Source organism: Flavobacterium granuli, assembly GCF_900129705.1.
Lineage (GTDB): Bacteria > Bacteroidota > Bacteroidia > Flavobacteriales > Flavobacteriaceae > Flavobacterium > Flavobacterium granuli.
In genome coordinates, this window is sequence record NZ_FQWO01000011.1 from 78,395 (window position 1) to 100,294 (window position 21,900).

A 21,900-nucleotide genomic window follows, 5' to 3' on the forward strand; every position below is an offset into this window, starting at 1 on the left:
TCATGAAATTATATAATAAATTACATATAGCCATTTTATTCTTGTTATTGGCTATAGCTACAAGTTGCAGTAAAGACTATTTAGATGTATCAGACGAATTAGCTGCTGAAATGACTTTGGAGAAGGTGTTTAGTATGCCGTCTAATACTAGGCAGTTTCATAGAAACATTTTCACAGGAATTACCAATAGTTCGTGTATGATATTTGGAACAGATTATTCAATGAATGGTTTAGATAATCCATGGGCAGGCTCAACCGATGAGCTTAAAATGGCTCAAGGAGCCCTGCGAAACCTTACATCTAACGGGTTTAATGCTGGTAATGCCCCTTTCCATAGATGGAATCTCTTATACCCACTAATTAGACAAGCTAATTTATTTTTAGAAAACGCCAAAGTAATACCGAAAAGTGGTTCAGCAGATTATATTGATGAGGTCGAGCTGGCTAAAATGAAAGCTCAAGCTAGATTTTTAAGAGCCTATTACCATTATTTGTTGTTTGAATTATATGGACCAATTCCTATAATGAAAACTGCCGTTGACCCAAATTCTTCAGATTTAGATTTTTCTAGAAATTCGGTAGATGAAGTAGTGAGTTTTATAGATAGTGAACTAACCGAAGTGGCTGGTCAACTAAATGATAAAGAAACAGCTGAAGCATTTTTAGCACTTCCAACAAAAGGGGCTGCACTAGCGGTAAAAGCCAAATTATGGATGTATGCTGCCAGTCCACTTCTAAATGGAGGGTATAGTGAAGCTTTAACGATAGAGAATCCTGAAGATGGTAAAAAGATTTTTCCTGCATATGATAATACTAAATGGCAAAAAGCGTTGGATGCAACAAAAGCACTAATCGATTTTGCAGAAGCTGGAAACTATCAACTATATAAGAATGCAGGCGTTTTCAATCCACACACGTCTCTGTATGAATTATTTGATAAATATAATAATGAAATTATTTGGGCTAACCCTAATAATGATTGGGGGTCTTTAGCTGAAGACGGTACTTATAGAAGACTAACTCCAAGATCGGAACGATCAGGATTTGCTTCTATAGCAGTAACACAGGAGTTAGTGGATGACTTTTTTATGTTAGATGGCTTGCCAATCAATGAATCACCAACGTATAGTGAAAATGGATTTTCCGTAGCAGGGGAGGATCAAAGTGGACAAACCAGTGTTGGAACTTACAAAATGTGGATTAATAGAGAACCTCGATTTTATCAAACAGTGATGTTCCATGGACGTAAATGGCATATTGGCACTAATGTAATTAAATTTAATAAAGGGAGTGGAAATGATAATTCATCTGAGAATTATCCTTGGTCTGGTTATCTATTATACAAACGATTAGATAGAACCATTCGAGACGAAGGTAGTTTTCCAAGAACGAAGTACCGACCTTCTATAATATTTAGACTTGCCGAGTTTTATTTATTATATGCAGAAGCTTTAAATGAGGTTAATCCAAATGATTCTAAAATACTGCAATATGTAGATAAGGTAAGAGAGCGTGCCGGAATACCATTGCTTTCAGTTATTAAGCCAGGAATTCAAGGGAATCAACAAGCTCAAAGATTAGCGATAAGAAGAGAGATGCGCGTTGAATTGGCTACTGAAGGCCAACGCTATTTTGATGTTAGAAGATGGATGATTGCTGATCAACCAGAAGGTCATCAAGGAGGCGCTTTTTATGGAATGAACATGAATGGTGCAACTGAACCTGCATTTTTCCAACGTACTCCTTATGAGACTAGAGTTTGGGAGAAAAAAATGTATTTATATCCAATTCCATTATTAGAAATACAGAAGAGTAAGAAATTAGTTCAAAATCCATTGTGGTAATCTTGGAGAATGTATGTCGTATAACTTTAATGAATTTAGTAACAAAAAAATAAAAAAATGAAAAAAATAATTTATTTCAAATATCTCTTTTGTGTCATTGCATTGTTTAGTTTATTGGCAGGATGCAGTGAGAATGAGGATACGGATATGGAGGTTAGTAATGGTATTTTTATAACCCCATCGGGTAAAGAAGCTGTAGAAAGTAAAGTTTTGCTTTCGTTTGCTCCCGATGCGTATAAATTTCCTGTAGCCGTATCAGTCATAGCTCCTATTGCTACAAATGCGGATGTAACAATTGCTTTAGACAATAATCTGGTTACTACATACAACGCTGCGCATAAAACCAACTACTCTATAATGCCAGAGGGGAGTTATTCTTTGGAAGCAACCAGCTTAACAATACCTAAGGACGGCATTGCTTCTCAACAAACAAACCTGGTAGTAAAAGCCGGTATGCTTCAGCTGGATACTGATTATTTATTACCGGTAAAAGTGGCATCAGTTTCAGCAAGCGGTATTACTGTAAATCCGGCTATGGCTACTAAGTATTATATTTTTAGGGCACCAACGCCGAACATCGGTAATTTGTCTGATAATAAGAAATCCTATTGGAAAAATCCTTCAGCATCATTTAATGCTGGAAGAGGAAATGATGGCAATACCAATGGAGACTGGGGTGGTGGATCTGTATGCGAATCTGGTGCAGGAGCTGAACAATATTGGGAGGTAGATCTGGGAGCTGTTTCGCCAAGAATTGATAATGTGAAAATTTGGAACAGAACCGATTGCTGCGATGATCGTACGATAAATTTTTATGTATTTATTTCCGATGCGCCTTTCAAAGGAACCAGCGTAGCAGAATTATTAGCACAGCCAGGTGTTGTTAAGAGTTTTTACACCCCTGGTAAAGCAGGCAGGCCTACAGAAATATTACCCAATGTATCAGGACGCTACATAAGGCTTCAAAATACTGGCGGGCAGAGTCTTACTTTAGCCGAATTAACAGCAATAGGAATTAAACCTTAAAGAGGTATACCTAGAAATGAGCTATGTAAAGCACTCAAAGAGTACACGGCAGCTGCATTGCTGTCGTGTATTTTTTTTGCCAGTGGTAACTAAATCGTGCTTTATCAATTAGCGAGAATGATTGGCATGATTAAAACTAAAAATTAAACAATGAAAAGAAATAAATTATTTAAGGCAGTCTTTTTTGCGCTTGCTGGTCTGTTTTCGCTTGCTGCTCTGTGGAGCTGTTCTAATTCAGAAACTCCACTGCCAGATGCCCCCCCTGTTGTAGTCACTCCTCCGGTTGTGACTCCTCCGGTTGTGACTCCTCCGGTTGTTATTAAGCGGGACAGTGTTTTTGTCGTGCCAAATTCAAATCGTGTAGTGGAAGGGTATTTAACTTTGTCGCAATGGTATGGTTACTCTTATAACGATATTGACTATTCAAATGTGACCCATATTGATTATAGTTTTATAGGACCTAAATCGGCAAGTGACCCAACTCTTGTCTATCACGATTTGGCAAATGAAGCTGCTGCTTTATCATACTATCCGGATTTGACTGATAAAACCTTTTTTGGTTATGGTGATAAACTAATAACAAAAGCACATGCGGCTAATGTAAAAGTACTTATTGGAGTAGCGGGTGCACCAATTCTTAGAACCCTGCTGGCTAATAATACGCTCCGGGTAAAATTTGCGGCCAACCTAGTAACACTATTAGAGCAAAAAGGATATGATGGTATAGCATTGGATTATGAATACCCTGAAAGTAGTAGTGAAGGATATAATATTCTTATGTTGATACAGGACTTAAGGGTTGCATTTGCTAAATCAACTGTTTTGGGTTCTAAAAAAATACTTATTACTATGGCAATGCCTACAGGAGACTGGGCTGCTAAGTATTACGAGATGTCAGCTTTGGCTAAATGTGTAGACTGGTTTTCTCCCATGACTTATGAGTACAGTTCTGAAACAATTGCTAATATGAATTCTCCCTTATATAAAAATACTAGTAAAGGAAATTCATCAGCCATTGACGACGCGGTAAATTATTATGTGAATACCAGAGGTGTGAATCCTTTACAGATAACCATTGGTGTGCCTTTTTACGGGGCTCAATATACTGCTTATTCGTCATTGGGTGCTTCCGCTACAGGATCTTTGAGAGGGACTAAGGATATGTATAAAGATTATATTAGTAAAGGAGGGTTTACTGAGATGTGGGATGATATTACTCAACATTCCTATTATGTAAACAGCAATACTAATATGATGATCGTTTACGATAATGAAAAAGATATGGAAACCAAAGGTGTTTACCTGAAATCGAAAGGACTAAAAGGCGCAATGATTTGGGAATTATCAAGAGGTTTTTATGATATGGGTTCAACTAAAAATCCGTGGTTACAGGCTTTGGGTAATGCTGTATTAAAATAGCAGTTGTCTGGTGGAATGTAAAATGAGATATAAGAGCTAAGTTAGTATGTCTAATTTGGAAATGGTATTGCTGGGAGTCAATCCTTGCAAAAGGGAGCTATCACAGGCGAAAGTCGTATCGAATTGGCAACAGAAGAGCAACGCTATTTTGATGAAGAAGATAGATGATTGCCGAGACTCCGCAAGAGAGACAAGCGGGTGACTCCGAAGGACAAAGTTTCAAACACTTGTTTTTGAACGTAAACAATAATACGCTAATGCAAATTCGCAGTACAAAAACTCAGCGAAAAATAATATTGGTTTTGGTTTGGTTAAAAAGGCATCATCAGATTTATTTATGGTGGTGTCTTTTTTATATGCCTATGTTGGCTTTTCAAGCCTAGAATAGGTGGCGACCTTTGCTCCGGAATAAGTGGTGACCTTTGCAGCGGAATATACAAGTGGTCATTTTGAATTGGAATCAGGTGCTCACTTTAAATTGGAATTGGGTGGTCAATATCACTGGAATTTGCAGTTTATTAAATGATTACTTCTACAAAGATATGAGTCAGGAGACCTCGGAGAGCCTGATATTGGCCAGAATCTGGTTAAATAAATTTACTTTTATCATCGGAGGGCGGGTTTTTATTGTGGCGTCTTGGGCTCTAGAAAAAAGGCCTAAAAATCAATAATTTTCAGGCTTTTTTTTCTCTAAAATCCCCATAAAGTCTATTGATACACTTTTACCCAGTCAATAATCATTTGTACAGGTAATTGATCCGGGTTTATTTTCCCAACCCAAGCACCTCCCAATTGCTGATCAATCATCACATAAAAAGGTTGATCGTACGGCCACTGGCTGCTGTCTACATCTGGTTTGCGCGGATAACGGAATGTTTCTTTCTCATTCAGCGTAAATATCAATTTATCTGGATACCATTCCAATCCAAATTTATTATATTCAGCTATATTCAGCTTTGCTGTCCCAGAATGAGGCGGGTTCGTTTTTTCTTTTAAATCAAGTGTGTAGTACGAATGGGTAGTTTGATAAATTATATTATCCATATTGAGATGTTCCATTATATCAATCTCTCCATTCTTCGGATACTTGCCATATTTATCTTTCTCCGCAAGCATCCATATGGCAGGCCATGCTCCCTGTGCACACTCCAACTTAGCGTATATTTCAATTTTACCATACTGAAAAGCAAATTTACCTTTGGTATAAACCCCACCCGTTAGATAGGGTCTTGGATCTTTTAAAGTATCCGGGTTTTTAATACCCCTTAAATATAATTTTCCACCCGATTGATCATAGCAATCAGAATTACTACTCATATGCTTATTCCAGTCGCTTCCACCTGATGGAATTTTGCTCCATTTAGAACTGTCAATAGCAGCCCCATTAAAGTCATCCTCCCATACCAGTTTCCATTTCTTATTTTCTCTTCCTTCTTTTTGCAAATAGATATACTGATTGTCCTTCGTTGAACGTAAAGTTGTACAAGAAGTAAATAAGATAAGGCCGAAACATATAATTGGTAAAAATTTATTCATAATCTGCTTATGTTTTATACTCCTCACTTTGTGAGAAGAGTTTTTATTAAAATTTATCTAAAATATAAAAATAGCAAGAAATTAATTAAATCCACAAGCATAAAAATAATACACCGGATAAATTAAAGTGACAGACACCGGATCTTCAATAATATATGGAATAAGGTCTCAGCACCTTTGAATAATTGCCGAAATTTAAACTTTTCATACTTTTTTATATAGGAAGCCCAAAATCTGTGAAACTGCAAGTGTGAAAGAAATGTTTTTGGAGTTGAAAAGAGATAGTAACGATTTGAAATTTAGGGGGTAATAGAGGCTCTTCGAAGTCATGAGACTTCGAAGAGCCTGAACAAAGGAAGTGACCCCAGAGAGACCGCTTGGATTGTGCAGTTTTTGTTTTCATATCTAGTGTTAAATTAATCTAAATTATTTATCTCGAAATGCATATACATTAGTTTTTAATTACTTTTGCGGCATGAATCTTTGTCGAAAAAATTTAGTCAATAGCATCGTGCTCTGTTTGGGCATGTTACTGTGCTATAATATTTGTTTTCAACAAAGTAATACTTCTTCATTAGTGGAGCTAAGCTCTGAAAATAGTTTATCGTCTAATTTTGTTGACTTTGATTTTGACATAAACGAAGAATACCAAATTAGTTATGAGATGAAATTTTTCTTACTAAAGGAAAAGAATAACCAACACATTCATTTTCATCACACTAGTAAGGCATCCCAACCTTTTTACTCCATTTGGCAACCGCCAAAGCTTAGTTAATATTTTATAATTTCTTGTTTAGAGTGTGAAAATTGTTCATTCACTCAAATAGCATTAGGGTTCTATCCAGTAATGCTGAAAAATTATGTTTATTAACTAAAATACATAAATATGGATTTTGACGACTTTTTGAAAAAAAAAGGCAAGCGTCGTAAAAAACATGCTATGCATAACTATTATCAAAATGATGGTTATAGATACAAGACCTATTCTAGCGGTCATGGAAGTTTTAACGCAATCGCGCTTATCAATAGTTTAAGAAACAATAAGAAACTCAAGATCGTTTTCCTTGTTGTTTTGATTCTTGTAATAGCTCTAGTAATTGGGATAATAACCATTTTCTTTTCTTTAATTTCATCAATAACCAATACTATTGCTCAAAATGGGCTTTCAGGTGTGTTTGATGAAGTAATTAATTTTCTAAACAAGCTATGGAATGGAACAGAATAGATCGTATTAATTTACGAAAGCGGGGAGAGGCTTATATGTTTTATTTAGTAGGTAGTTTTGATCTAATTAAATACAAAATTTAAAAATAAATGATAGTAGATAGTTTTATATGGATTTGCTTTTTAGGGTTTGTCCTAGTAATGTTAGGAGTAGATTTAGGTGTTTTTCATCGAAAATCGCACGAAGTAAAAATTAAGGAAGCGCTTATTTGGAGCGCTGTATGGATATCCCTCGCCTTAATTTTCAATTATGGTGTTTATATTTTCATGGGCAAAGAAAAAGCAATTGAGTTTTTAACCGCTTATGTTATTGAAAAATCATTGAGTATTGATAATCTGTTTGTCTTTATTATGCTTTTTGCCTATTTTAATATTGATAAAAAGTACCAGCACAAAATACTATTTTGGGGGATTTTAGGGGCTTTAGTAATGCGTGCCATTTTTATTTTCGCAGGTGTAGCACTTATTAGTAAGTTTCATTGGATTATATATGTTTTTGGCGCAATACTTATTTATACGGGTATTAAAATGCTCTTTCATAAAGACAAAGAGATTGAACCGGATAAAAATCCATTGGTACGGTTATTTAAGAAATTCCTTCCTGTTACAGAAGAAACACACGGAGGTAAATTTTTTGTAAAATTGAAAGGTCAAAGATTTGCAACACCACTATTTGTTGTTCTTCTTATTGTAGAATTTACCGATTTGATTTTTGCGGTCGATTCAATACCTGCAGTTCTTTCTATTACAAACGATACGTTTATCGTTTTCACCTCTAATGTTTTTGCAATACTGGGTTTAAGAGCATTGTATTTTGCTTTGGCTGGAATTACAAAATACTTCCACTATTTAAAATATGGTTTATCGGTAATATTAGTTTTTGTAGGAATAAAAATGACATTTGTCGATTTCTATAAAATTCCAATAGTCTATTCATTAATGGTAATATGTGGGATATTACTTGTTTCTGTTTTGCTTTCTGTTGCTTTTCCAAAAAATAAAGATTTAATAAATAACTAAAATTGAATATTATGAATTGTCCAAGTTGTAAAGTTCCACTTGTTATGTCTGACAGGCAAGGGATTGAGATTGATTATTGCCCGCAATGTCGAGGAATATGGCTAGATCGAGGTGAGCTAGATAAAATAATAGAAAGGTCAGGAAATGAGCCATTAAGCAGCCCTCAGTTCAATAGACAAGCTTTTGAGCGTCAGCCACAGCAAGCTTACTATAAGGAACATAAGAAAAAGCATTGGTTGAACGAATTGTTTGATTAATCCATTTTAATCTCTTGTTTAATACCGCATTATTTTGTTGAATAGTGCGGTTTATCTCTTTTCATTTATTTATCGAAGCCTAATTACCGCAGGGCTACCTTCAAAAAAACGCATAGCATTTTCTACCGAAGTGACAAAATCTTCCTTTTGTTGGCTCATGGAAGCTTCTGCATAGGTATATTTTCTGGCTCTCAATATGGCTACAAAAAACTGTACTTCTTTGATTTCTTCAGTGTCTTTATCAATAATAGAGAGTGTTTTTCCAGCATAATCCACATATATTTTGTCACCGGCCTTGTGATTCATATGTATTACTGGATTGACATGTTTACTCCATACTTTGTAATGATGAGTAAATTGTGAACTCCTGTAACCATTAGGGTTTATGGCAATATATTGCTCCCACATATGTTGTATGGTAACGCCAACTTTTTTTAGTTCGCATTCCATTTTAGGGAAAAAATTATGGAGTGTCTGCAATATGGGACTAATGGATTCCACAGTAGCCTGTGCAAACAAAAGCTCCACTTCTGCATCTGTTTTTTCATTAATTAATTCAAGGCTTAATCCTAGAACTTTGAATAAAGAAATATACTTCTTTACCGTATTCCTGGAAAGAGATAAGTACTTGCTTATAAATAACTTACTCTTTCCATCACAATAGAATTTAATTACTTTTCTAATTTTACTCATGTCTGTTATTTTGTTTGCCATAATCCGTATTTTTTTAACGAATGTATGGTGCTAACAACATGAAAAAGTCAGTAGTTTTTAATAATCAATTTACCCCAAAATCAGGTGGTCAATTTGAACTAGAAAGTGGTGATCAATTTACACTGGAATAGGGTGTTCAATTTGACCGGTTTTTCCACCTTAGAGCGCAACATAAAATTTCACAGGAGAAGTTGGCCGAATCACTTAGTATTGCCAGGGGACGGTATGTCAAATATGAAGACGGTACCTCGGAAGCTCCTTATGATATCCTAAAGAAGATCGCTTATCATTTTCATATCAGTATTGATTTACTATTGTCAGTAGACGTTCGTAAAATTGATGTTCAAGATTTGATTAATTTAGAAAACAACCGACTTATTCTACCCATCCAAGTGGACCAGAATGGGAATGATAGTATAGAGATTGTTACCGAAAAGGTAAAGGCAGGCTATCTTACAGGCTATTCAGATCCTGAGTATATTGAAAGCCTGCAACAGATTTCTTTGCCTTTTTTGGGTTCCGGGAAACATCGTGGTTTTCCAGTAGAGGGTGATTCAATGCCACCGCATGAGGATGGTTCTATTATTGTGGGACGCTATGTCGAGCATATCGGACAAATACAAGATAGTAGAACTTATATCCTGATTACTAAAAATCAAGGGATGGTGTATAAGCGTCTTAATAAGAACAAAAAGAATGCATTGGTTTTAGAATCAGATAATCGGTTTTATCCTAACTATGAAGTTAAATTTTCTGAAATTCTCGAAATATGGGAATACCAATGTAATATTGGCCGGACTGACAGTAAGCAGCCCGTAACCGAAATGGAAAGTTTGAAAGAAATTTTATTAGAGTTGAAAAGAGAGGTTCAGGATTTGAAATTTAGGGGGTAATAGAGCCTGAGTCAGGAGATTTCGGGGAGTCTGGGGCATTGCATAGATAGCAACATTGTGCAACAAAACTTTGATGATTGTACTTTCTAATATAATCTTTCAGTTCTTTTGGATAATTTCTCTATATAATCGTTCATGTTTTTGGCTAAATGGTAAAGTGGAAAAGCATCCTTAGATGCTATTTCTATTGTTATTGATTTTTTAAAAGTTCCTCAGCTTTTTCTAATCCAACTAAAAAATTATCGCTTTTTGAATTTGCCCGAAACAGACTATATAATATTGATATATTCTTCCTTTAAATTTTCTGATAGTTTTTTGCAAATGATAAATGCAAGGTTTTGTTCAAAAGAATTCCATAGTTCATTTAATACGATTTCATTTCTAGCTGAATTGAGATCTAAATCATTATTTCCGTTTAGGTCAAGAACGATTAACATGGGAAAAGGCCAAAGCAAAACATTCTTTTTAGCGTTAAAACTGTATTCAGGAAATAAGCCTCTGGAGTAATTTATTCCATGTATTGAAAATGACGCATTTGATTTAGTCAGTGTTTGTGTATGCGGTGTTAATTTAATCTTACCTGTATCATTAATTTCGATTGAATCTCCTTTCTTTTTTATTTCATTAGTTTCCCAGTGCATTTGTAAGCTTAGACTATATTATTGTCCATTTACATTCGTTTCATTTGAATGCACATCAACTTTTTCAACAGGAATTCCATTTTGTTCTACTATTCCAACTATTGCATTTCCAATATACCCGGATTCATCAAACTCTATTGATTCTTCGCGTATATTGGCATTTTCTGTCCAGTAATAACTTTTTAATTCTGCTGCTTTTTTTTTTGCGACCATAATTATATTTTTTGGTTATATTCGTAAAGTACAAAATCTCGGTAAGTGCTATTGAAGGTTTAGTTCAACAGTAGCTATAACGGATTTAGGCAATTGGCTTAAGGGAAAGATGGTTTGTCTCCGGCCGGTTTGGCTTTCAGCCTCGGGTTCTATTTGGGATTATTTGCTTCGCCTGTTCGCTAGGCTCGGGTGGCAAATCCGAAGAATGAGCTTAATTTAGTTCCAAACCGGCTGTAATGCCAGAACGTTAGGGCACAGGGTAAAAACCACACGTTAAATGGAACGTTTGGTTTTTCTTGACAAAGGAGCCAAAGCTCAAAAATCAAAAGAGTCATTTTTACTCATGTTATGGTGGCACTTTTACAACCTTATTATAAAATTGAAAAATGAATAGTAAACAATACAGCGATCTCCTATTCGACCAAGCTAAAGACTTGATTTGGATGGTTGACCATAAATTACATTTGATTTATGCCAATAAATCCTATCTCAACCTGACGAAGGAAATAGAGGGTGTGGAAAAAGAACTAAATACTTCAATTTTACAGGGAGGACTGGGTGAGGGATATATTGAAAAGTGGAAAGCTTACTACCAAAGAGCCCTTTCAGGAGATTCTTTTACAATTGAAGAACATTTCTTCCACCCATTTAACAATGAGAAACAATATGGCCAAATTTCTTTCTTGCCAATAAAAGATAAAGACGGTAATGTCCAAAGTGTAGCTTGTCGAAATACTGATGTAACGAGCATTGTTCAAGAAAATTATCAAGCTAGATCGTTGATGGAGGCTTCATTAGATGTTTTTTGTACTATTGATGAAGGGGGAAATTTTGTTTACGTAAGTGAAGGAGCAAAATCGCATTGGGGATATACAGCAGAAGAGCTTTTAAATACACCCTATGTACGGTTGGTACTAGAGGAAGATATTGCAAAAACAAACCAAACTACGGAAGCAATTATTGCAGGTCAAAAAGTAAAACCTTTTGTTAACCGATACAAAAGAAAAGATGGTAGCATAGCATATAACCTATGGTCTGCCCGCTGGGATAGAGTTTACAAGCTTATGTACTGTGTAGCAAGGGATGTAAAGGAAACGATAAAACAAAAAGAATCGTTGGAACAAAATGAGAATCGATTCAAAGCATTAGTACAGGAAGGTTCTGATTTAATTGGCATATTAGATTTAGATGGTAATTACACTTATGTTAGCCCAACAAGTACCTCTATTTTTGGGATAGTTCCTGAAAATTTTATCGGGAAAAATGCTTTCGATTTTATCCATCCGGACGATAGAGAAAAGACCTTGCAGTTTCTACAAAAAATTATGGAGGAAAAAACAGTTAAGGTTGAGCCGTTTCGCTTTCAAAATAGTAAAGGGGAATGGCGTTGGGTTGAAACAGTACTAACCAATATGCTTGACAATATCGATGTAAAAGGCATCGTGGCCAATTCAAGGGACGTAACGGATAAAATTGACACAAGGAAACAATTGGAAGCCAATGAACTGTTTAACCGAACGCTTCTGGAGAGCAGTCCTGATTGTTTAAAAGTAATTGATGCGGAAGGTAGAATCCAGTATATGAATCTCAATGGGTTTTGTTTAATGGAGATTGACGATTTTACCAAATTTAAAAATAAAGAATGGTGGACGCTTTGGGGTAAGGATAATGAACTATTGGTGAAAAGTTCGGTAGAAAAAGCACTACTTGGTGAAACGGTGGAGTTTACGGCTTTTTGCCCTACAGCTAAAGGTAACCCCAAATGGTGGAACGTATTAGTGTCGCCCATAAAAAAAACAGGTGAAGACGTTAAAGAACTGCTTTCTGTATCACGTGATATTACAAAGAAAAAACAAGAAGAGCAACAACTAAAATTATTAAGCAGTGTAATAACCAACACCAACGATGCAGTATTAATTACTGAAGCCGAACCATTTGATGAGACAGGCCACAGAATTATTTATGTAAACGAAGCGTTTACAAAAATGACTGGCTATACTGCTGAGGAAGTAATTGGTAAAACGCCACGTATTCTGCAAGGCCCTAATTCTGATTTTGAGGCTTTATCTAAGCTTGGAAAAGCTTTGCGTAATTGGGACGAATATGAAATAACTACCATAAATTATAAAAAAAATGGAGATGAATTTTGGGTACATTTTAATGTAACACCTGTAGCGGATGAAACTGGTTGGTACACTCACTGGATAGCAATTGAAAGAGATATAACTGAACAAAAAAACAAAGAGCTGGAACTTGCTTTGTTGGCTGAAATAAGCAAAAATTTTAGTGAAGAAGATGGACTTGAAGATGCCTGTAAAAATGTCAGTGAAAGCATACAAGCGTTCGGTAAATTCGATTTAGTTGAAATATGGTGTGTCAATCTGGAGCGAAGTCATCTACAACTATTCAGTCAGACACATACACATAATACTGCCACAATAAATGATAACTCAACTCAAAAGTTTGTTAAAGGAAAAGGTCTTCTGGGAAAAGTTTGGCAACTGAAAGATCGACAAATATGGGATAAGAAAACTATGAATGACCTATTTCTTCGCACAGAACTAAGCAAGCAGTTGCAGCTGAATTCAGTTGCTGGTATTCCGCTGCTTTTTCAAGAAGAGGTAATTGGCGTTTTAGTTCTGGGTTCTAATCATGATAGTCGTTTTCTTGAAAAATACAGCAACATTATTCAACGGCTTGAAAGTTTTGTGGCTTCTGAAATTAATCGCAAAAAACTGGAAGGCGATTTAAAACACTTATATAATGCAATTCCTGATATAGTAGGAATTGCCGACATACAATGCAGGTTTTTGAACATCAATAAGGCCGGTTCAGAGCTGCTTGGATACACTAAGGAAGAACTGCTTAAAAACTCTCTAAAGGACATTATTTTTCCAGAAGATTTGTTCAGGTTGTCTGATGTTTTACAGTCGTTTCAGAACGGTATCATTAATCAAATTTTTGAAGCAAGGTTTCTCCCTAAAACGGGTCATTTTATCGTTTTGAGTGTGCAATGCGTTTTTAATCCGCAAGAAGAATTAATATACATATCGGCCAAAGACATTACAGAAGAAAACAAACTGAGAAATCTGAATACACAAACCAACAAAATAGCTAAAATAGGTTCATGGGAAGTAGATTTTGAACAGAACAAGGCTTTTTGGTCTGATATGGTACACCAGCTACACGAAACCGATTCGAAAAACTTTTCACCTGATCTTGCTATGTCTATCAATTTCTACCGTGAAGATTTTCGTCCTATGATTACCAATTTGATCAGTAAAAGCTTAGAAGATGGCTCAGAGTTTGATTTTGAAGCAGTAATCGTTACAAATAATAAAAGAGAGCGATGGGTAAGAGCCATTGGCAAAGTGGAAAGGTTCAATGGGATAACGAAACGAATTTCCGGCAGTTTGCAGGATATTTCAGAAATTAAAGAAACCGAATTTCGTCTACAATCGCTATCCAATAATTTACCAGGTGTTGTATTTCAATTTTATCTGTACCCCGATGGTAGAGATAAACTTAAACGTGTGAGTAGTGGAGCAAAAAATATTTGGGGCTTTACTGCCGAAGAGGCAATGCAAAACAATGAGCAAATTTGGAAACAGATTGAAAAAGGAGGGAGTTTAGAAGAACATAAAAAAAGTATTGCTCAATCAATTGAAACTAAATCACTTTGGAAAAACAAGTGGAAATATGTAATGCCTAATAATGAAATTAAAACCCATTTAGGCTATGGTACTCCAAGTTTTCTTGTAGATGGTACTGTTGTATTTAACTCTGTTATTCTGGATGTAACAGAAGAAACAAAACGAGATGAGTTGTTAGATCAAACCTCTCAGATGGCCCGAATCGGTAGTTGGGAAGTAGATTTAATTAACCAGAATGGTGACACTATGTACTGGTCATCAATGACCAAGGCAATAATGGAATGTGATATCAACTATAATCCATCCCTTACTAGTGGTTTTGAATTTTATACGGAGGAAAGTAAACAACGTATTCTAGAGGCCATAAATAAACTAATTAAAGAAGGAATCAACTTTGATGAAGAACTGTTATTGATTACGGCCAGGGGCAATGAACGATGGGTGCGCTGTATAGGACAAAGTGAACGAGTGGATAATATATGCACCAAAATTTTCGGAAGTTTGCAGGATATCCATGATAAAAAAGTGGTAGAAGAACAATTAGTTCAGGCACTTAATGATAAAAACAGAATTTTAGAACGCATAACAGAGGCATTTGTTGCCTTAGATAGCGATTGGCGCTATACTTATATGAATAAAAAGGCGGGAGAAATTTTCAATCTAAACCCGAAAGAAATGACTGGTAAGCATATCTGGACAGAATTTCCTGAGGGACTCAATAAGCCTTTTCATTTAGCTTATGAGAGAGCAATGGCAACTCAACAGTATATTTATTTTGAAGAGTATTATGAGCCGAATGATTTATGGTTCGAAAACCACATTTATCCATCTTCCAACGGACTGTCTATTTTCTTTAGAGATATTACCGAAAGAAAACGAAGTGAAAAACAATTGGCAAAAGCTTACGAAGAAAAAAATAATATTCTGGAAAGTATTGGTGATGCGTTCTTTACTGTAAGTAATGACTGGATAGTTACATATTGGAACAAACAGGCTGAAAAGTTTTTAGGGCTTGCAAAGGAATTTATACTTGGAAAAAATCTTTGGGAAGTTTATTCTGACGCTATTGATTCTGATTTTTATAGACAATATCATTATGCATTAAAAACTGGTGAAAAGGTACGTTTTGAAGAGAAATATGAAACGTTGGGTAAATGGTTTGAAGTGAATGCTTATCCATCTGCAACTGGTCTTTCCATTTATTTTGCTGATGTTACCCTTAGAAAAGAAGCTGATGAACGTTTAATACAAGCCAACGAACGTTTTGAAAAAGTCACAGAGGCAACCAATGATGCCATATGGGACTGGGATATAGTAAATGATCAATTTTATAGATCTGATAATATCTATAAGTTTTTTGGAAGTAATACCTCCCGGGAGTTAAAAAGAGAACAATTTTGGCAGGATAAATTTCATCCGGATGATATCCAAAAGTTAAAAGAAAGTATCGAGAAATCAATAATTGACCCGAAAATAAATCGTTGGGAAGCAGAGTATAGAGTAATTGATGATAATGAAAATATTGTTCATGTCATCGACAGAGGATTAATTATAAGGAAAAATAAGGGTAAAGCTATCAGAATGATAGGTGCAATGACTGATGTTTCTGAAAGTAAAAGACAAGAAGAAAAGTTATTAGAAATCAATCAAAAATTGGAGACTCAAACTAAAGAACTGCAAAGATCTAATGAAGAACTGGAGCAATTTGCTTTTATAACTTCTCATGATTTGCAGGAACCACTCAGGATGATCACTAGTTTTATGGATCAATTGAAAAGGAAATATGCTGATCAACTTGATGATAAGGCACTACAGTACATTCATTATGCCACTGATGGAGCCAAGCGAATGAAACAAATCATACTGGATCTATTGCTTTATTCCAGAGCCAACAGCCCTACTGAACAAAAAGAACCTATAAAGCTGAATGAAATATTATCAGAGTTTTTACTGCTAAGAAGAAAGTTAATAGAAGAAAAGAATGCTATAATAAGTTATGATGACCTTCCTGTTTTGGTCACTTATAAGGCTGCTGTTACACAAATATTCCATTGCTTATTGGATAACGCATTAAAATATTGTAAAGAGAATATGCCACCAATTATAGATGTTCGTGTAAGAGAAAAAGGTGATTTCTATGAGTTTGCAATAAAAGACAATGGTATAGGGATAGATGAAAGATTTTATGAAAAAATATTCATAATTTTCCAAAGATTACATAACAGGAAAGATTATGAAGGGACAGGCATTGGATTGTCTGTAACAAAGCGTAGCGTGGAGTTTCTTGGAGGTGAAATTAGGCTTGAATCAAAAGTGGGAGAAGGGACAACGTTTTATTTCACAATTTTAAAAACTAAAAATTAGACACTATGAATACAAATAATTTGAAATTAGCACATATTCTTCTTGTAGAGGACAATGAGGGTGATGTTTTACTCACACTCGATGCTTTTGAAGAGAGTAAGTTTCAAACTCAGGTCAGTGTAACTAGAAATGGACAAGAGGCATTAGACTTCCTTTATTGTAAAGGGGATTTTTCAGACGCACTAAAACCTGACTTGATTCTCCTGGATATTAACATCCCAATATTGAGTGGTCATGAAGTGTTGGCCATAATTAAGCAAGATGAATACTTAAAAAAAATTCCTGTCATCATGCTGACCACATCTTCTTGTCAAGGGGATATAGAAAAGGCATATAATAAATATTGCAACAGTTATATTCAAAAGCCTTTGGAAATGGAAGAATTTATCAAGGCAGTTCTAAAAATTGAAGAATTTTGGCTTCAGCTAACAACACTTTCTAAATGAAAAAATATCAAGAAATCAAAAGAACATTATCTGTGCTTGTTCTAGAGGATAATGATGGTGATTTTGTATTAATTGAAGATTACCTTATAGAAACATTTAGAACTGTTCAAATAAAAAGATGTAAGACTTTTAGTGACTATAAAGAATTTACAGATAATCCAACGAAAGATAACATTAACTTAATACTTCTAGATTTACATTTACCTGACTTATCAGGTTTAGAGTTAATTCAAAAAATAATTGCTGAGAATGTGCAGGTGCCCGTTATCATTTTAACGGGTTATACCGATCTTTACTTAGCTAAAGATAGTCTTAAACTAGGGATAGATGATTTTTTGGTTAAAGATGAAGTAACACCCAGTATTCTTCATAAGAGTATTGAATTTGCATTTAGTAGAAGTCAATATGTTATGCATATCGAAGCACAAAATGAAAAACTCAGGAAAATTGCATGGACACAGTCTCATGTAGTAAGAGCCCCTTTAGCACGGATATTGGGTATTATCAATTTGATTGAAACCGAGAAAGAGAAACTCGATGATTTGATGTTTTGGCTAAAGCAACTTAGAATTTCATCAAATGAAATGGATGCTGTTGTAAAAAAGATCACAGAAGAAGCTCAAGAAATCCAATTGAATAACAATGTTGAATAAAACGATATACATAATTGATGACGATCCGATTGTTCGTTTTATCATTGAAAAAATGATGAGTAAAATGGATAGTACTTTGATATTTATTCATTGTGAAAACGGCAAAGTTGGTTTGGAAAAATTAAATGGGCATCAAGGAGAATTTTCTAAATGTATTATTCTTTTAGACCTAAACATGCCTTTGTTGGATGGGTGGGGATTTTTAGATGAAATACAATCACGAAAGCTTAATGATTACAAAAATGTAGCCTTGTATATTTTGTCATCATCTACAGACAAACCAGATATTGAAAGGTCCAAAAAATACTCAATTGTTAAAAAATTTTATCACAAACCACTATCCATTGCTGATATTACCGAAATATTGGATATGCACATAAAACCTGCAGTTTAAAGTTAAGCTACATTTTTGTAATTAATTTGATTGTTAAATTCTTCAATACTTGCATAATTCAAAGTAGACCCGAGCGTAAAATAGGCAAATCAATGTCTTTTTTTTTGTTGTATCCAGTTTCAATGTATTGCTTCGTCTGTTGGCTGTGCTCGGGTCAAAGATTTGAAGAAGCTTACCGCTACAGCATTATCCCAACAATTTCCTTTACGACTCAGTTCAACAAATAAATCATCATTAATACTGTAATTAACAGATGAAAAAAAGTAGTTTTTAATAAAAAATGCAGGTGGTCATTTTACTTCGGAACTGGTGGTCAATTTAAATTGGAATAGGGTGGTCAATTTGACCGGTTTTTTCACCTTAATCAAGTACGTTTCTAACTACAGTTTTCTATACCTTGATAAACAAAGAAAAAAAACTCTCTATGTATCCCTTGCTTAGCAGAAGAAAAATAATTGCCGTACATCAATAAATTCACCAGAGTTTCTCTGATGAGGGTAGTTGAAAGTTCTTTATCAAAACCTAAAGCGGGGCTTATTCTCAATGAATTATTAATTGTAAATAAAAAAAGGGTTAGACTTTATAAAAAATCTAACCCAAGTTTTAATAACTTAGACACATTTAAGGCAGTGACTTTATTTTAAAGGTCAACTCATTTTAGGACTGTTCATTATTTTTTGGAACAATAATAACGTCCATTATATCTGCCTTCTTAAGAAATTTTGCGGCTGCTTTTTCTATGTCCTTGGTGGTTACCGTATTGATTATTTCATCAAAGAATGACGGTTTCAACATGTTTTCGTTAGAATTGTAATACCATTCCAAAGCGGTCATCCAATAACTATTGTTTTCCCTACCGTTTTCAGAATTTTTTTTCATGTTCAACACTACTTTATCCAAGTCAGATTGCAGCACTTTTTTCTGAATATTGTCGAGCTCTTGGTATACCAATGTTTTTAAATAATCCACTTTTTGTGGGTCGCAATCAAAAGTAATATCCAAAGATAAATTCGTTTTAGGAATAAGTGTGGCTCCAGGCATTACGCGAACACCATAAGTTCCTCCTTCTTTTTCTCTAATATTTTCGTTATAACGAAGATTAAGCACAGATCCTAATATGGTATGATGTACCACAGTTTCACGCGAGTATTTTGCTTCTGCTTTTATCTTTAAAAGTGCTGTTGCTTTTTGTTCCGTCATTGGTACTGCAACACGGTGTTGGTTATGTCCTTTAGGGAAATAATTGCCATGGTCAACCCATTTTTCGGTCACTCCGGTTCCTTTGATGGATCCAATATATTTTTCGACCAATGGTTTTAAGGTTGCTGCATCGATATCTCCAACAATAAAAAAGGTAAAATCACTGGCATTGGAGAAACGTTCTTTGTAAATTTCCTGCATGCGATTAAAATTTATCGCATCCAAATATTTTTTGTTGAACATCCATGATCGTGGATTTCCATTGGCTTCTATAGAACGTAAAGTATCTTTTATAATGGATTGTGGATTTCTAACTTGACTCTTGAGTTCTTTATAGTTGCGGAACATTATGTTGTTGAATTTTTCCTTATCAAAACGAGGTTCTTCAAAACGCATGTAAACTAATTGCAACATAGTTTCGATGTCGGCAGGTGTAGATGTGGCAGAAATGGATTCGCCGTTAGGATCAATACTAAATTTGGAATTTGCTGATTTTCCGGACATAATTTTTTTGTATTGGTCTCCATTAAATTGACCAATTCCAAAGCTGTCTGCATAGTTTGAAATGGCTCCAATGGATGGAATATCTTTCGATTCATAGATTGATGCACCACCATAACTTGTAGCCTTTAGGGCAACCGAATTTTTTTGGTAATCGGCAAAACGATACACCACCTTGGCTCCATTGGACAAAGTCCATTCTATTGCCTTGAACTCAGGTAGCTGTTTTTCCTTTATGATAGTACCCGGAGTAGGTGTTGAGCTGAGAAGTTGCGCATCTATAGGTGTGTTGTCTACGTAGGGGGCGATTTCTTTCTTTTCTACTTTAGCTATAACATCTTCCATTTCTTTTAGCGTTATGGCTTTTAAACCTGCTTTTTCGGGACCAACAACGGAATAGCTGCGATTGTTGCTTGTTAAAAACTGGCTGGCCATTGCAGAAACTTCTTCTACTGTAATAGTTGGAATTATTTCTTTTGCAAATTGATAAGAGAACTCGGCATCAGGAATTGATATTTGATTCAAAAAGTGCTTTTTGATAGAGCTACAGTAATCTTCCGTGTTGATTTGATCACGTTTTATATAGCCGTTTTCTTCAGCAACCAAGATATTTGTCTTTAAGCGATCAAGTTCCGTTTGGGTAAAACCATGTTTGATTACTCTTTGTAGTTCGGTGTAAACGGCTTCAAATGCTCGTGCCTCGTTTCCGGGACTGGAAGCTGCAGTGATTCTGAATGCATTGTATCCTCTAACCAGGGCGCCATAACTGATACTGCCATTTATAAAGGGGGCTCTTCCTTTTTGTGTAATCTCTTGAAACCTTCCTTTTATAAGGGCGTTGAATATTTTACTAATATAGAATTCACGTAAATTAGCCAAGGTATTGTCATATTTGTTTAGACTGCGAATTAATAAGGAAAGCTCCATATTTTTATTCTCTTTGTCGGTAACCAAAGCGTACAGGGGCTCTTTGTTGTCTGGGATGGTTGCAAAAAATCTTTTTTTCGGATTGTCTACAACTGGTATGGACGAGAAAAGTTTGATGACTTGTTGCTCTACGGCATCAACATCAATATCTCCAACAATGACTATGGCTTGTAAATCAGTTCTATACCAATCGTGGTAGAAAGTTCGTAATTCGCTTGGGGAGAAATTTTTGACTACATCCATACTACCAATTACATCTCTTTCAGAGTAAATAGAGTAATTGTACATTGTAGGTCTTAATTTAGCTTGATTTCTAAAGTTTGCACCTTGTTTTCCTCTCCATTCTTCTGTTATGACCCCGCGTTCCGCATCGATTTCTTTAGTGTCAAGTGTCAGGCTGTTTGACCAATCTCGCAGTACCATTAGGCAGGAATCTATTAATTTAGGATTGGTCGAGGGTACACGGCTGATGTTGTACACCGTTTCATTTTGGGAGGTATAAGCATTGGCATCTTTACCAAATTTTACCCCGTGATTTTCGAGCATGTTGAGCAAGCTTTTACCGGGAAAAGTCTTGGTTCCGTTAAACGCCATGTGTTCCAAGAAATGCGCTAAACCATTTTGGGCATCGGTTTCCAAAACGGCACCTACATTATGAATAATATAGTAGCTGGCTTGTTGTTTTGGGGTTTCGTTATGTTTTATGTAATAAGTAAGTCCATTAGGTAAAACACCTTTTCTGATTGAAGAATCAAAAGGGATCTGTTGGGATAAATCAGTAAACTGTTGGGCATTTGCAAATGGACTGAAGCCTATAACTCCAATGAATATGAATAATAATTTAAATCTATGCATAAAGTTTATTTTATTGTTTTTTTGTAAAAAAAAGGATATTCTGTTATTGTTTTTTACGTTAAGTTTTATTTTGTAAAAGCAGTAAAATTACCCTGTCTTTAAGAATTATAATATTACGTA

Annotated in this window: 15 protein-coding genes and 1 pseudogene; 11 read left to right on the forward strand and 5 right to left on the reverse strand. The window is 35.1% G+C overall.

Annotated elements, in window-relative coordinates; genetic code table 11:
* Positions 1-2 precede the first annotated feature (2 nt).
* The 3 genes from BUB25_RS13375 to BUB25_RS13385 all read left to right on the forward strand — a co-directional run bounded on the left by BUB25_RS13375 (position 3) and on the right by BUB25_RS13385 (position 4,289).
* Positions 3-1,844: a RagB/SusD family nutrient uptake outer membrane protein gene (locus tag BUB25_RS13375; protein ID WP_072945198.1), complete on the forward strand. Its 1,842-nt coding sequence runs from the start codon at positions 3-5 to the stop codon at positions 1,842-1,844.
* Between the two features lie 57 nt (positions 1,845-1,901).
* Positions 1,902-2,870 carry a BT_3987 domain-containing protein gene (locus tag BUB25_RS13380; protein ID WP_072945200.1) on the forward strand — a complete coding sequence of 323 codons (969 nt, stop codon included), beginning with the start codon at positions 1,902-1,904 and terminating at the stop codon, positions 2,868-2,870.
* 150 nt (positions 2,871-3,020) lie between these two features.
* Positions 3,021-4,289: a glycoside hydrolase family 18 protein gene (locus tag BUB25_RS13385; protein ID WP_072945201.1), complete on the forward strand. Its 1,269-nt coding sequence runs from the start codon at positions 3,021-3,023 to the stop codon at positions 4,287-4,289.
* Positions 4,290-4,997: 708 nt separating this feature from the next.
* Here the strand turns inward: BUB25_RS13385 and BUB25_RS13400 are convergent.
* Complete coding sequence (locus BUB25_RS13400) at positions 4,998-5,825, reverse strand: glycoside hydrolase family 16 protein (RefSeq protein ID WP_072945207.1); 828 nt, start codon at positions 5,823-5,825, stop codon at positions 4,998-5,000.
* Positions 5,826-6,711: 886 nt separating this feature from the next.
* On the opposite strand from BUB25_RS13400, the gene BUB25_RS13405 reads away from it, so the two are divergent.
* The 3 genes from BUB25_RS13405 to BUB25_RS13415 all read left to right on the forward strand — a co-directional run bounded on the left by BUB25_RS13405 (position 6,712) and on the right by BUB25_RS13415 (position 8,326).
* The gene (locus tag BUB25_RS13405) at positions 6,712-7,050 is read left to right on the forward strand and encodes a hypothetical protein (RefSeq protein WP_072945209.1); all 339 of its coding nucleotides are present in this window, start codon (positions 6,712-6,714) and stop codon (positions 7,048-7,050) included.
* Positions 7,051-7,139: 89 nt separating this feature from the next.
* The gene (locus BUB25_RS13410; RefSeq protein ID WP_072945211.1) at positions 7,140-8,069 is read left to right on the forward strand and encodes a TerC family protein; all 930 of its coding nucleotides are present in this window, start codon (positions 7,140-7,142) and stop codon (positions 8,067-8,069) included.
* An 11-nt stretch (positions 8,070-8,080) separates the two neighbouring features.
* Entirely contained in the window at positions 8,081-8,326 is a 246-nt protein-coding gene (locus tag BUB25_RS13415; RefSeq protein WP_072945213.1) for a TFIIB-type zinc ribbon-containing protein, read from the forward strand.
* A gap of 69 nt (positions 8,327-8,395) precedes the next feature.
* Here the strand turns inward: BUB25_RS13415 and BUB25_RS13420 are convergent, their stop codons facing one another.
* The gene (locus BUB25_RS13420; RefSeq protein ID WP_072945215.1) at positions 8,396-9,040 is read right to left on the reverse strand and encodes a transposase; all 645 of its coding nucleotides are present in this window, start codon (positions 9,038-9,040) and stop codon (positions 8,396-8,398) included.
* Positions 9,041-9,198: 158 nt separating this feature from the next.
* Here BUB25_RS13420 and BUB25_RS13425 point away from each other — a divergent pair.
* Positions 9,199-9,933, forward strand: a pseudogene (locus BUB25_RS13425) (XRE family transcriptional regulator); the annotation flags it as partial.
* A 269-nt stretch (positions 9,934-10,202) separates the two neighbouring features.
* Here BUB25_RS13425 and BUB25_RS13430 read toward each other — a convergent pair.
* A complete protein-coding gene (locus tag BUB25_RS13430; RefSeq protein ID WP_072945219.1) occupies positions 10,203-10,574 on the reverse strand; it encodes a hypothetical protein in 372 nt (123 codons plus the stop codon).
* A gap of 18 nt (positions 10,575-10,592) precedes the next feature.
* A complete protein-coding gene (locus BUB25_RS13435; protein ID WP_072945221.1) occupies positions 10,593-10,787 on the reverse strand; it encodes a hypothetical protein in 195 nt (64 codons plus the stop codon).
* Between the two features lie 386 nt (positions 10,788-11,173).
* Between BUB25_RS13435 and BUB25_RS13440 the strand changes: the two genes are divergently transcribed.
* From BUB25_RS13440 to BUB25_RS13455, 4 genes are read left to right on the forward strand one after another with little or no spacing between them, the layout of a single operon-like run.
* A complete protein-coding gene (locus BUB25_RS13440; RefSeq protein ID WP_072945223.1) occupies positions 11,174-16,804 on the forward strand; it encodes a PAS domain S-box protein in 5,631 nt (1,876 codons plus the stop codon).
* Between the two features lie 5 nt (positions 16,805-16,809).
* Complete coding sequence (locus BUB25_RS13445) at positions 16,810-17,250, forward strand: response regulator (RefSeq protein ID WP_244533833.1); 441 nt, start codon at positions 16,810-16,812, stop codon at positions 17,248-17,250.
* Positions 17,247-17,903, forward strand: a complete 657-nt coding sequence (locus BUB25_RS13450; RefSeq protein WP_072945225.1) for a response regulator — start codon at positions 17,247-17,249, stop codon at positions 17,901-17,903. The genes BUB25_RS13445 and BUB25_RS13450 overlap by 4 nt, the downstream gene beginning before the upstream one ends.
* The gene (locus tag BUB25_RS13455; RefSeq protein WP_072945227.1) at positions 17,893-18,297 is read left to right on the forward strand and encodes a response regulator; all 405 of its coding nucleotides are present in this window, start codon (positions 17,893-17,895) and stop codon (positions 18,295-18,297) included. The genes BUB25_RS13450 and BUB25_RS13455 overlap by 11 nt, the downstream gene beginning before the upstream one ends.
* Before the next feature lie 657 nt (positions 18,298-18,954).
* Here BUB25_RS13455 and BUB25_RS13460 read toward each other — a convergent pair.
* Entirely contained in the window at positions 18,955-21,780 is a 2,826-nt protein-coding gene (locus BUB25_RS13460) for a M16 family metallopeptidase (RefSeq protein ID WP_072945228.1), read from the reverse strand.
* Positions 21,781-21,900 lie beyond the last annotated feature (120 nt).

Coding starts and splice junctions, on each gene's coding strand:
- BUB25_RS13375 (WP_072945198.1), top strand. CDS start 3: ATGAAATTATATAATAAATTACATATAGCCATTTTATTCTTGTTATTG.
- BUB25_RS13380 (WP_072945200.1), top strand. CDS start 1,902: ATGAAAAAAATAATTTATTTCAAATATCTCTTTTGTGTCATTGCATTG.
- BUB25_RS13385 (WP_072945201.1), top strand. CDS start 3,021: ATGAAAAGAAATAAATTATTTAAGGCAGTCTTTTTTGCGCTTGCTGGT.
- BUB25_RS13400 (WP_072945207.1), bottom strand. CDS start 5,825: ATGAATAAATTTTTACCAATTATATGTTTCGGCCTTATCTTATTTACT.
- BUB25_RS13405 (WP_072945209.1), top strand. CDS start 6,712: ATGGATTTTGACGACTTTTTGAAAAAAAAAGGCAAGCGTCGTAAAAAA.
- BUB25_RS13410 (WP_072945211.1), top strand. CDS start 7,140: ATGATAGTAGATAGTTTTATATGGATTTGCTTTTTAGGGTTTGTCCTA.
- BUB25_RS13415 (WP_072945213.1), top strand. CDS start 8,081: ATGAATTGTCCAAGTTGTAAAGTTCCACTTGTTATGTCTGACAGGCAA.
- BUB25_RS13420 (WP_072945215.1), bottom strand. CDS start 9,040: ATGGCAAACAAAATAACAGACATGAGTAAAATTAGAAAAGTAATTAAA.
- BUB25_RS13430 (WP_072945219.1), bottom strand. CDS start 10,574: ATGCACTGGGAAACTAATGAAATAAAAAAGAAAGGAGATTCAATCGAA.
- BUB25_RS13435 (WP_072945221.1), bottom strand. CDS start 10,787: ATGGTCGCAAAAAAAAAAGCAGCAGAATTAAAAAGTTATTACTGGACA.
- BUB25_RS13440 (WP_072945223.1), top strand. CDS start 11,174: ATGAATAGTAAACAATACAGCGATCTCCTATTCGACCAAGCTAAAGAC.
- BUB25_RS13445 (WP_244533833.1), top strand. CDS start 16,810: ATGAATACAAATAATTTGAAATTAGCACATATTCTTCTTGTAGAGGAC.
- BUB25_RS13450 (WP_072945225.1), top strand. CDS start 17,247: ATGAAAAAATATCAAGAAATCAAAAGAACATTATCTGTGCTTGTTCTA.
- BUB25_RS13455 (WP_072945227.1), top strand. CDS start 17,893: ATGTTGAATAAAACGATATACATAATTGATGACGATCCGATTGTTCGT.
- BUB25_RS13460 (WP_072945228.1), bottom strand. CDS start 21,780: ATGCATAGATTTAAATTATTATTCATATTCATTGGAGTTATAGGCTTC.